At 54.5% G+C, this 12702-nt stretch carries 7 protein-coding genes; 4 read left to right on the forward strand and 3 right to left on the reverse strand.

Features of this window, described 5'->3' with window-relative positions:
- Window positions 1-33: 33 nt before the first annotated feature.
- The 4 genes from J2T14_RS16225 (at window position 34) to J2T14_RS16240 (ending at window position 9891) form a co-directional block, all read left to right on the forward strand.
- Complete coding sequence (locus J2T14_RS16225) at window positions 34-3108, forward strand: HEAT repeat domain-containing protein (protein WP_307472373.1); 3075 nt, start codon at window positions 34-36, stop codon at window positions 3106-3108.
- 414 nt (window positions 3109-3522) lie between these two features.
- Window positions 3523-4554: a phenylalanine--tRNA ligase subunit alpha gene (pheS, locus tag J2T14_RS16230; protein WP_307472376.1), complete on the forward strand. Its 1032-nt coding sequence runs from the start codon at window positions 3523-3525 to the stop codon at window positions 4552-4554.
- Window positions 4555-4578: 24 nt separating this feature from the next.
- Window positions 4579-7020, forward strand: a complete 2442-nt coding sequence (pheT, locus tag J2T14_RS16235; RefSeq protein ID WP_307472378.1) for a phenylalanine--tRNA ligase subunit beta — start codon at window positions 4579-4581, stop codon at window positions 7018-7020.
- A gap of 216 nt (window positions 7021-7236) precedes the next feature.
- Complete coding sequence (locus J2T14_RS16240; protein ID WP_307472380.1) at window positions 7237-9891, forward strand: cell division protein ZapA; 2655 nt, start codon at window positions 7237-7239, stop codon at window positions 9889-9891.
- 710 nt (window positions 9892-10601) lie between these two features.
- On the opposite strand, the gene J2T14_RS16245 is transcribed toward J2T14_RS16240, so the two are convergent.
- From J2T14_RS16245 to J2T14_RS16255, 3 genes are all read right to left on the reverse strand, one after another.
- Window positions 10602-11282, reverse strand: coding sequence for an SDR family NAD(P)-dependent oxidoreductase (locus J2T14_RS16245; RefSeq protein WP_307200524.1), 681 nt, complete (start codon window positions 11280-11282; stop codon window positions 10602-10604).
- Window positions 11283-11587: 305 nt separating this feature from the next.
- Window positions 11588-11980, reverse strand: coding sequence for a cupredoxin domain-containing protein (locus J2T14_RS16250; RefSeq protein ID WP_307472382.1), 393 nt, complete (start codon window positions 11978-11980; stop codon window positions 11588-11590).
- A gap of 187 nt (window positions 11981-12167) precedes the next feature.
- Window positions 12168-12530, reverse strand: a complete 363-nt coding sequence (locus tag J2T14_RS16255; RefSeq protein ID WP_307200520.1) for a phage holin family protein — start codon at window positions 12528-12530, stop codon at window positions 12168-12170.
- Between the last annotated feature and the right edge of the window lie 172 nt (window positions 12531-12702).

Consider the following 12702-nt stretch of genomic DNA (forward strand, 5'->3'; position numbering starts at 1 on the left):
TGTGAACCACAGCCGGAAGACGGTTTAATCTCTATGAGAGCCGTTCAACTGTTGCGAGCCGTTGGTTCACGGCCTGAAGATTACCGGAAGCTGTTCATGATGGCGCCCGTGTTCTTCATTTGCGGAATAGCGGAGACGCTGAATTACAACGGATTTATGGCTCTGTTCAATCAGCGGTTCGGCAGCGACTATTTAACTTATGTGTACGTAGCAGAAGCGATTCTATTGCCCTTGGAGGCATGGCTGCTGTCTTGGCTTGCCGGTAAGCTGTCGAAGCCGAAGCTGATGCGGGTCATGTTCGGGACGATGATTGGCATCGTCGTTGTCAATTCTATCATTTTAATGAGCTTTGAGAGCCTTGGCGTAGAATTCAAATGGTTTTATCCCGCGATGTTCATATTGTCCAACTTTGTCGTGAGGCAGCAGACGATTCTGTTATGGGGCCTTGCCGTCGATTTATGTTCAACCCAGCAGGCCAAGCGGCTTATGCCGGTATTCATCGGAGCGACAACGCTTGGCGGCATTGCCGCCGGACTGCTTGCTCAATTGATCAGCCTTGCGTTCGGTCCTGCCGTTATTTATGCGGCAGGAGCCGCGTTTCTGCTTGCATCATGGGGCAATTACAACAAAGTCATTACGCAATATCTCGTTCCTTTATCGCTTAAGATCGAGTCGGACCGGGAAGAGGAAGAGACGGTCTCGACCGGAACGGTGTTCAAGCATGCGCTGCGTTCGCCGTTCTTATTAATCGTCATCTTCATCATGTCGCTTATGCCGGCATTGTATTTCTTGATCGAGTACGAGCTTCTGATCGTAACCAAACACGCTTATCCGGACGAGCAAGCGTTCAGCCGTTACTTCGGCATGATTACGATGGTGCTGTATATGCTCGCTTTCCTGCTGCAGATCGTGTCGGGCAAGCTGATGGCGAGATTCGGCGCCAGCAAAATGCTGACGGCGATTGCCGCCGTCAACGTTATTTCATTCGGTGCGGCTTCGATCTTTATCGGCGGGGCAGCAGCGCTGCCTTTCGTTTCGTTAGGTTACATACTAATCTATCTGCTCTATTATTACTGGGCCGAGCCTTCCTATCAGTTGTTTTTCAAAACGCTGCCGCTTACGCAAAGGGACAGCTACAGATATGCGGCGCAGGGCATCGCGGCTTCGGCCGGTATCCTGACCGGAGCGGGATTGCTGTTCCTTCATTCGGGCTTGCATCTGTCATGGACGGCATTATCGATTGTCGGATTTGCCGTAGCGGTGCTGCTGTTCGTGCTGGCGTGGCTTGGAAGACGCCATTATATGAATGAGCTTGTGAGCAGCGTTCAGTCGATCGGCGAACAGGATTTTGCCGAATCCTTCGAGGAGTTCGTCGGTAATCCCGCAGCGATGTCGGAAGTAAGGCGCATGCTTCGTCATAAGGACGACTCGGCAAGAGAAATCGCGCTTCAAATCATTGGCCGGATGCAAGATCCTCGCGATGCCGATGAGCTGCTTGGAATGATGGATGATCCGAGTCCAAGGATTCGCGTTGCCGCGGTTAGAGCGATGAACCTGGAGAAGGCGGATCTCGGCGCGATGGCGAAGGTCGCCGCTTTCCTTGAAGATCCCGACGACGAGATGAGGGCGGAGGGAGTGCGCCAGATTGCGAGAATGAAGCATCTGGAGCATCAAGCGTTTTATTTTCTAAGGCAAAAGCTATTGGATCGTCATCCGAGCGTCGTCGCCGAAGCGGTCAGGGCCATGTACACCTTCAATAACGAGCCAAGCGTCGAGGCTTGCGCCGAGGTGATCGACCGGATATTGGATCAAGGCGACGAAACGTCCGTGTATATATGCCCGGTCATCGCGGAGCTGGGGCTGCATTCGTTCATTCCGAAGGTGGAGAGACTTGTAGAGGAAGGGCATCCGGCGTCCCGTGTAGCGGCCATCGAATGCCTTGGAGAGCTTGGTTATACCCCTATCATCCCTAAGCTGTTGGAGAAGCTGCCGCTTATGGACCAAGAGATGCTTAAGGCAACGACGCAGAGCTTTATTCATATGGGCGGCGGGGCGATAGAGCCGCTGATGGCAAGTTTGCCTGATGCTTCTTCGAAGCGATGGAAGGCGACCGTATCGGCATTGGCTGTTCTGCTGCCCGAGGAGCAGGTGCGCTCCATATTGATCGAGGACGTTCTTGTCCGGATCAGCCAATTGCATATTGCGGCCAACTTCTCGCCGGCGCTTAAGCACCTAGGGAACAATAAGCTGGCCGCGCTTGCGGAGCTGCGTTACAGCGAGGTTCGCGCATTCGTCTACGACGGTGCGTGGAGCGTGCTTTCAACGCTTGCCGACGAACAGGTCGTAGATACGATCAAGCGGGCGGTAGACAATGCCGACGAAGAAATCCGAAGCAATGCTTGGGAAGTGCTTGCGGAAGGCATAGGAGACAGAAGGCTGTCGCAGCTCATGGTGTCAACGCATGAAGAGAGCGACGAAGCCAACGAAGTGAATGACGGCGAAGCCGCTATTGCGCTGCTTAAGCGGGCGCTCGCTTCGCGGGACGACTGGTGGCGGGAAATCGCTGCCGGCGCGTTAAATGTCGGAACGTCCGATCATGAGTCGATTTCGACACGGGCGGCCGAGGGGGAACAAGAGATCATGAGCGACCAACAAACGATGAGCCGGTTGAGTAAAGTCGTGTTTTTGCGGCAGGTTCCTTATTTTGCGGACTTGTCGTTGGAGGAGCTCGGACTTATCGCCAATATTTCCGTCGAGCAGCAATTCCCGGACGATTCGCCGCTCTTGCAGCGCGGCGAACCGAATCCGGCGATGTATGTCATCGTCGACGGCAATGTCGAGCTTACTAGCGTCTCTGCTGCAGGCTGGGAAGGGACGATCGGCGTGCTTGGAACGGGCGACGTGTGCGGCGTCACATCCGCGCTCGACGGCACGGCTTCGTCGGTTACGGCGCAATCGCTGCTCGGCGACGTTCGCGTGCTGAAGCTGCTCGGCGATCAAGTAGAGCGGCTCATTCGGTTGTATCCGGAGATCGGGATCGGATTGCTTCGCGCTTCATTCGCCCGCATTAGGCTGCTCGAAGAGATGATGATGCGGATAGACAGTTAGGATAAGCCAGCTGCGCTATTGTATCGTGCATGACAATCCAGTTGCAACCGCTCGGCTTATTGCATATAATAAAGATTAATATTTTATATCGCATGAAAGCGATGATGGAGAAAAGTAAGCAGTGCTTTCGCACAGGGAGTAGACGTCATGGATTGAGAGCGTCTACGTGAAATTAGGCTGCCGAAGTTCACTCTTGAGCAGACGCCTGAAACGCCTCGTCGGTTGTGCCCGGAGAGCGCGCGAGTAGGGAGTGTCCGGTTCCCGCCGTTATGGGATAAGGGATTGCATGCCGGTTATTTGGCGGTAGTCCGAATTAGGGTGGTACCACGGTTCTTTCGTCCCTTCGGGGAGAGAGGGCCTTTTTTTATGCCCGCAAAGCGGCTGGATGGTAGTACACAAACGGAGGCGATTACGATGAAGGAAAGATTGGAAGGACTGCGCATAGAAGCGCTTGCGGAGCTTGAGCAAGTTCAAAACCCGCAAACGCTGAACGACTTGCGCGTCAAGTATTTGGGCAAGAAGGGCGCATTGACGGAAATTTTGCGCGGAATGGGCGGCCTAAGCGCCGAAGAACGTCCGATTATCGGTCAAGTGGCGAACGACGTCCGCGCCGCGATTGAAGCGGTAATCGAACAGAAGCAAGAGACGTTCCAGCAGGAGGAGACGAATAACCGTCTTCGTGCGGAGACGATCGACGTGACTTTGCCGGGCAAAGCGCTGCCGACAGGCTCGGTGCATCCGCTTAACAAGGTAGCTCAAGAAATCGAGGACGTATTCATCGGCCTTGGTTATTCGATTGCAGAAGGTCCAGAGGTCGAGACGGATTATTACAACTTCGAGGCGCTTAACTTGCCGAAAAATCACCCCGCGCGCGACATGCAGGATTCGTTCTATATCACGGACGACATCTTGATGCGTACGCACACATCGCCTGTTCAAGTCCGGACGATGAAAGAAAGCAAAGGCGCGCCGATAAAAGTCATTTGCCCTGGCAAGGTGTATCGCCGCGACGACGACGACGCGACCCACTCGTTCCAATTCAATCAGATCGAAGGGCTTGTTATCGGCCGCAACATTCGAATGAGCGACTTGAAGGGCACGCTGCTTCAATTCGTGCAGCAAATGTTCGGCGAGCAAGCGCAAATTCGGCTTCGTCCGAGCTTCTTCCCGTTCACGGAGCCAAGCGCCGAGGTTGACGTTACTTGCGTTCAATGCGGAGGCAACGGCTGCCGGATGTGCAAGCAGACGGGTTGGCTCGAAATTCTCGGCTGCGGCATGGTTCATCCGCGCGTGCTCGAGATGGGCGGCTACGATCCGGAAGAGGTTAGCGGCTTCGCATTCGGCATGGGCGTAGAGCGTATCGCGCTGCTGAAGTACGGCATTGACGACATTCGTCATTTCTATACGAACGATCTGCGTTTCCTAGGCCAATTTGCGAGAATGTGACGAAGAGAGAGGAGCGGGACCAATATGAAAGTTTCTTATCAATGGTTGAATGAATATATCGAGCTTACAGGCCTGAAGGCCGAAGAGCTTGCGGAGAAAATGACGCGCGGCGGCATCGAAATCGATGGCGTGGAGTCGCGCAACAAGGGAGTTACCGGCGTTGTCGTCGGTTACGTCAAGTCGAAGGAGAAGCACCCGGACGCGGATAAGCTGAACGTGTGCAAGGTCGATGTCGGCACTGGCGAGGAGCTTCAGATCGTATGCGGCGCCAAAAACGTCGATGCCGGTCAACGCGTGCCTGTGGCCGTTGTCGGCGCGGTGCTTCCGGACGATTTCAAAATCAAGCGCGCGAAGCTGCGCGGCGTTGAGTCGCAAGGCATGATCTGCTCGGCGAAGGAGCTGGGTCTGAACGACAAGCTGCTACCGAAGGATCAGCAGGAAGGCATACTCGTATTGCCGGAATCGACGCACATCGGCGCTCCTATCGCCGATGTGCTCGGCATCAACGACGAGGTGCTGGAGCTTGACCTGACGCCGAACCGTTCGGATTGCCTCAGCATGCTGGGCGTAGCGTACGAGATCGGAGCTTTGACCGGCCGCGAGGTCCGCTTGCCGAATACGACAGTCAACCATACAACGGATACTACGGCCAATCATGTTACGGTCAGCATAAGCGAAGCCGATCTATGCTCGCATTATTCGGCTAGATATATTAAAGGCGTTAAGATCGGACCGTCCCCGCTATGGCTGCAAAATCGATTGATCGCCGCAGGCGTGCGACCGATCAACAATATCGTTGACGTAACGAACTTCGTGATGCTGGAGTACGGTCAGCCGCTGCATGCATTCGACGCCGACCTCATTCCTGGCGGACGCATCGACGTGCGCCTTGCCCGTGAAGGCGAGACGCTCGTTACGCTTGATGACCAAGAGCGCCGCTTGGAGCCGCATATGCTCGTCATAACCGACGGCAAGCAGCCGATTGCGCTTGCCGGCGTCATGGGCGGGGCAAGCACGGAGGTAACGGAGAAGACGGTTAATATTTTGCTGGAGTCGGCTAAGTTCGACGGCGGAACGATTCGCAAGACTTCGCGCCAGCTTGGCCTTCGCTCGGAATCGAGCATTCGCTTCGAGAAGGAAGTCGATCCGGCTCGCGTTATTCCGGCGCTCGACCGCGCTGCGGCATTAATGGCGGAGCTTGGCGCCGGATTGGTGCTGGAAGGCATCGTTCAAGCGCAAGTGAAGGCAGCCGAGCCTGCTTCCGTTGAAGTGTCTCTGGACAAAATCAACGGCTACCTCGGAACGGAGCTGTCGGATCTCGAGGTGAAAACGATATTCGGCCGTCTTCACTTCGCATACACGTATTCCGAGGCCGGCGTTTTCACGGTTCAAGTGCCTACGCGCCGCGGCGATATTACGCGCTCCGTCGATCTGATCGAAGAAGTAGCCCGTTTGCACGGGTACGATAATATTCCGACGACGCCTATTCACGGCGATGTCACTCCGGGAGCGCTAACGAAGCCGCAAGCGATCCGCCGCGAGCTGCGCAAGCGGTTGACGGACGCGGGCTTGCATGAAGTCGTGAGCTACTCGTTCACGGGTCCCGAGCGTACGAAGCTGTTCCCGAGCCTAGTTGGCGGATCGAAGGCTGTTCGCCTATCGATGCCGATGAGCGAGGATCGCAGCGTGCTGCGGACGACGCTGATCGCGCAATTATTGGAGACGGCGGCTTATAACCGCAACCGCAAGAACGAATCGGCATCGTTGTTCGAGATCGGCAGCGTTTACCACACCGACGAAGAGCAATTGACCCGCCTGCCGCAAGAGAAGCATCGCTTCGCTGCGCTGCTGACCGGAAACCGCACGGAATCGCAATGGAATCAGAAAGCGGCCGTGGTTGATTTTTACGATGCGAAAGGCATTCTTGAGACGATATTCTCTGTGCTCGGCGTATCGGGAAGCGTAACGTACGAAGCGGCTCAGCCGGAGCACTTCCACCCGGGCCGCACGGCCGCTGTGCGCATCGCAACTTCTAAAGGCTCGGAAATTATCGGCTACGTCGGCCAATTGCATCCTGCGCTTCAGTTGGAAGCCGATCTTGCCGATACGTATGTGCTGGAGATCGGTCTGGATACGCTCTATGATCTGGCGAGCTCCGACATCGAATACAAGTCGCTACCCCGATATCCGGCAATCGGACGCGACATCGCCGTTGTCGTATCTCAGGATGTAGCCGCAGGCGATCTGACGGAGACGGCGCGGAGCACGGCAGGGCAATTGCTGGAGTCGGTGAAGGTGTTCGACGTGTTCACCGGCGAGAAGGTTGGCGCGGGCAAGAAGAGCATTGCGCTGTCGCTTGTGTACCGCCACGGCGAGCGGACATTGACCGATGAAGAGGTAACGGCGCTGCATGAACAGGTTGTCGCGAAATTAGAACAATCTTTTGCAGCGGAATTGCGCAAGTAGGCAGGAAACCTTTAAAGCCGCATCGAAATAGTTCCTAGTGAGCTTCGATGCGGCTTTATTATGCACATATTGGCTTGTATGAAGAAGGATTTTCCATCTTTATATGGCGCTTATCGTGCACCCGGTATCCGTATGCCAGCCGTTTATTAGGCGGAGTCGAAACGGGTATGAATAACCTCATGCGAAGCGACTTGGACAATGGGAGGATTCGCCAAGATGGATGTTGAACAAACCGTAGTTACAGTTGATATATATGGAGTCCAATACAAGCTCAAAGGACATACGAACGTTGAGTACATGAAGCGCGTCGCGAGTGCGATCGACGATAGCATGAAGAAGCTTGCGAAGGGTTACCCGCGCCTTGATATGCCGAAGCTGGCCGTTCTGTCCGCGGTGCAGATCACGGAGGAGGTGTTCCGTCTCCGCCGCGATAACGCTCGACTGGTGGAGGAGGAAGCGAAGCTGGTTCTCGTCACGCAGCAATTGGAGCAGTCGATGGTGCAAGCAGGTAAACTGCAAACCGAGCTGGTCGAGTTGAAGCAGCAGGCGCGGGAGCAGCTTCAGGCAGCGAAGGCTGCAGCCGATGCGGAGATGGCAAGCATGCTGGAGCTTGCCGCGGAGCAAGCGAAAGCGCATGAGCAATCGATGAAGGAAGCAAGCGAGGCGCAGCGCGCGGAGCTGGCCAGGTTGAAGGAGGAGCAGGCAGAGCAGCTTGCCTCCCTCCTGCTGGAGAAGGAGGAGCAGCTGGCCGCATTAGCTGCTGCTAAGGACGGTCATTGGTCCGAGCTGTTGAACGAGAAGGAAGCAAGCCTCGCGGCGCTGCAGTCGGAGGTTGAAGCAAAGCTGGCCGCGCTTGGATTCGAGAAAGAAGAGCAGCTGTCGGCGCTGGCTCGCTCCAAGGACGAGGAGCGAGCCGAGCTTAAACGGGTAAAGGATGAAGAGCTTGCTGAGCTTCGGCGAATCAAGGAAGAGGAGCTGACCGATCTTGTTCAAGCGAAGGAAGAAGCGCTGCTGGAGCTTGAACTAGTCAAGGAAGAGCAGATTAGCGCGATTGTGAATGAGAAGTCGGCCGAGCTTGTTGCGCTGGCGGAGCAGTGGCAGAGCAAGTGGGTTGAGCGCGAACAGAACTGGCTGGCCGAATCGGCTGCTGCTTCGGCCGAACGCGAGCGGCTGGCGGCCGAGCAGGAGCAGGCTTGGAAGGACGAGGCTGCGAAGGCGGAGCAAACGTTCCGCTCCGATCTGGAGCGCCGCAGGAACGGCTGGCTTGAAGAGCGCGCAAGGCTTCAAGCGCAAGTTGCCGAGCTGCAGCAGGGCTGGGATGCGGACAAGCAAGCGATGGAGCGACGGATCGCATTAGCCGACGAGCAGATCGGCCAGGCGATGGAGCAGGAAGAGGCATTCCGCGCATCGTACGCGAAGCTGGAACAGGAAAGCGCGGATCGTGACGGCCAATTGGAGGAGGCTCGAGCAGAGCTTGCCGAGCTTCAAGCGAAGAGCGAAAATGCGGTTGCGCAGCTTCGGCAGACGGAGAGCGAGCTGGAGGAACAGCGTATTGCGCTAGCCGAAGCGCAAAAGCAGACTGAGGCTGCGGCGGGACAGCTGGCTTCGTTAAGCGAGCAGCATCAGCAGGTAACGGGCAAGGTGAACCAGTTGGAGGAGCAACGATCGCAGTTGGAAGAGGAACTGCTGGAACAGCAGCTTGAGAACGAAGAGCTCGCGCAGCGTCATGCTGCGGCGCTAGAGCAGCAGCAGCGGGATGCGCAACAGGCATTAAACGCCGGATTGGCCGCTGCTGAAGCGGAATATAAGGAGAAGCTGGAAGCAACTGTTCGCGAGCAGGAAGAGAAGCACCTTAATCTGCGGATTGAGCTCGAGCAGGCAGTACAAGCTGCGCGTGACGAGGCAGAGGAGCTCAGGCTTCGTGCGCAGGCAGAGCTTGAGGAGCAGCGTCATGCGTGGCAATCGGAGCTTGAGGGTGAGCGAAGAAGCTTCGAGAAGACGCTTGAAGAGCTGAAGGCAAGAAGCAAGGAGCAATTGGAAGAGCAGCAGCTTGCCTCCCAGATCGAACTTGAGGAGAGCATGGAGCGCTTGAAGGCGCAGCATGCGGCTGGCCTTCAAGCGTTGCAAGAGGAGCTACTGACTCGCGAAAGCGCGATGAAGCTGGATTACGAACAGCGGTTGAAGCAGCTAAGCGTAGAGGCAAGCGAACGCTATTTGCAGCTCCAAGCGGACAGCAGCGAGAAGGTCGAACAGCTGCAAGCCATGTCGGAGGAGCAGCTGTATCAGCAGCGCCATGACTACGAGAAGCAGACGCGCGAGCTGGAGGCAAGGCTTGAACGTCTCGAAAGCGAGCTGGAGTCGCTGCAGGAGCGTGCCGATCAGGCGGCCGCGAACGAAGCGGCGATACGCAAGGAGCTTGACGAGATCGGCAGCCGCGAGCTAGAACTTGTCGAGCAGCTTGAAGTGACCGCGGCTCGCGAGCGTATCGCTTCGCAGCAGCTCGAAGCGGCCGAGGCGCGTGAACGCGAGCTAAGCGAGCAGTTGCGCGAGCAGCGGGAGCAAGCCGAACGTGCTGCATCGGAAGCGGAGAGACTGGTACGCGAGAAGCTGGCGCAGGAAGCCGAAGAGGAATCGCTGCGCGATGAGCTTGCCCGCGCGATGCTGGAGGTAGCCTCCGCATCCGAGCGCAAGGAAGAGCTGAACGGACATTCGGTTCAGCTAGCGACGGAGCGCGACGAGGCAGCTCGTGCCGCTGAGCAGCTGTCGCAGGAGCATGAGCGTCTGGTCGAAGAGCATCAGAAGCTGAAGCTGGAGTATTCGAAGCTGCAGACGGAATACAATGAATGGATCGAGCTTATCGAGCATAGCTAGCTGTTCTCTTTCTCATTACAAATGAAAGCAATCCCCGATTCGAACTGGCGGTAGTTTCCGTCTGCTTCGAGCTCGGGGATTTTTTTGAATTTCATGCGAAACGATAGATTGCTTGTCTAGTAGTGCGTTCGAGGCTAAGGAACTAAGGAACTAAGGAACTAAGGAACTAAGGGACTAAGGGACTAAGGGACTGGTGGAGGGATGTGAGCTTGTATTTGTATAAGTATTATCGGGAAAAAGTCCCGTTATTTTCGGGTAGAAGGCGTTGAATGCGGTTTAACAGGAAAAACTCCTATTATTTCTGGGGGAATGTGACAATTCGCTGCAGAAACGAGAAAATAGCAGGAGAAATTCCAGTAATTTCGCTTGGAATGACAAAAATTCAAATATTAACTGTAGAAATTCCTTTTGTTATGTGGGGGCGTGTTTCAACGTGCAGGTTTGGATTCAGCATGCTGCTTGTTTATTAGTCGCTTTAAGCGTCAATTTGACGAACTAATTCGAGCCATTGCGTCAGACATGCGGTTTTAACGGCATTTTGTCGAACTAATCCGGCATTATTCGGACAAGATACAAAAAACGCCTTATTAGTGTCCTTAGATGGAACTAACGAGGCGTTTATCAATAATATAGATCGATTATCTTCACGAAACGAGACTATTGCGTACGTGCATAGGGAGGCATCTACTTGGCTACTTGGCCATTCACATTTAACCGTAAGATAGAATCGTTCCTGTAGGTCCGCCTTGCGGCAAGCTTGCCAAACGGATCAGATCGGGCGTCACGATGGCCGGGTCTTTGCCGGTGGCGTGCATCTCCGTGCGCAGCGTGCCCGGGTTGTACAGGTTGACGAGTATGCCGTGTTCATGCTCTTCATCGGCAAGGGTGCGCGTTAGCGACTCCAGTCCCGCCTTAGCAGCGCTATAAGCGCCGTAGCCGCCTGAGCCGTTCCACGAAAGGCCGGATGTAATATTTATAATCCTTCCATATTTAGCTTTGCGCATGAAAGGCAGAACCGCTTTGGATAGCAGGAAAGGGCCCGTTAGATTGACGGAAATTTGATTATGCCAATTCTCCGAGGTTATCTCGTGCACGGTGCCCGGCTCCATGATGGCGGCGTTATTTAAAAGAATATCGATGCGTCCGAGCTGCTCGTAAGCCGTTTCGATAGCCTGCTCAACTTGGAGATCGACGGAGACATCCGTCTGAAGCAGCAAAGGGACCTTGCCGGTACGGTACTTGACGAGCTGCGCCGTCTCTTCGAGCTTCGACGCTCTGCGTCCAAGGAGGACGACGTCAGCGCCTTCAGCGGCGAACGAAATAGATGCTGCGCGTCCAAGTCCGGAACCTGCTCCGCTTATAATGGCGACTCGATTTTGCAATACTCCCATCACCATTCCTCCATTCATCATTTATGTTGTGACCATCTTATCAGAGGCGGCGCAGCAGGGGAAGAGGATAAGCCATTAGAAATTTTTACGCAAAAGCAAAGTAAAAATGATATAGCGCTCTACCCCGGTGCGCATAGCCTCCCAAGTGAAGTGCGGTTGGTTAAGGTTAATACGAAGCTGCTCATAAACCTAGTTTATGCCCGTAAATGCAATCAAGACCTGCCTGCCGGCAGGTCTTGACCAAGCAGCAGACTGAACGATGCACAGTCTATCTGCGATTGTTGAAACGCAATAGCAACGAACGGTTATTCAACAACCAGAGTAGCCTTCATTTGTCTGTGGCCGTTGCCGCAAGGCACGCTGCAGATCATTTCATAGGTGCCAGGCTCGGCAACCGTTACCGTTTTGGTTTGGCCGTTCGCGATGTTGTCGACTTTGTCGATTTTGACTCCGTGCACGCCGTCCGTCGACTTGAGCGTAATGTTGGTTGCTTCGCCGGCTTTTATTTTGTATTCCTTTTGGTCAAACTCCCAGTTCGAAGCCGTGATGACAACCGCTTCGCCAGTAGCGCCGGAATCGGCGGCAACCGCTTCGCCGTTGCCGGCATTATTGCTCTCTTGATTATCCGATTTGGCCCCGCAAGCAGCAAGTACAGCGACAAGGCACAATGCAGAAGCAAAAAGCAGCCATTTTTTCATTATCATAGTTCCCCTTTCAAAATGGAAAATGTTTGTACACTTTATTTTAGCTTATATTCGATGCATTTGCTGTGACATCTGTTTGACAAACTTATGAATTTCATGTGATTTTTTTAAGCATGAAAAAACCCTTGATCGCCGCAATCGGCTCTCAAGGGCTTCGCATTTCTTGTCCGAAAGGCAACTGCTAAACGCGATCTCTACGGCGGCCGGCCTCATATGGCGTGCTGACCGGAATGAAGAGGTCGATAATGCCGATTACGAGCGCGGCAAGGATTGCCCCTAGCCAAGTAACCGTCACGCCGCCTACGATGAACTGAGCAATCCAGATGACGACTGCGCTGGCGATGAACCCGACGATGCCGCGGCCGAAAGGCGTAACCCGCTTGCCGAATATGCCTTCAACAATCCAACCGAGCGCCGCGATGACAAGCGCGAGAAACAAGGCGCTCCAGAAGCCGCCAACGCTGAATTGCGGGACAATGAACCCGACCACCATCAATACTAGAGCGGACACGATAAACCGCACGACATGACCGATAAAACTCATATTTGAATCCTCCTACAAAGTTTTTTTGTGAAGCAAAAAAAACTTGCTTCGTAAGCAATCGCTTCGGTTTTTTGTGAAGCAAAAAAACTTGCTTCGTAAGCAATCGCTTCGTTTTTTTGAAATATAAGACGTCATAAGTTGTCACTTCTAACATTTCTTATATTTCTTCGCG

It is taken from the genome of Paenibacillus harenae (genome assembly GCF_030812415.1).
Lineage (GTDB): Bacteria > Bacillota > Bacilli > Paenibacillales > Paenibacillaceae > Pristimantibacillus > Pristimantibacillus harenae_A.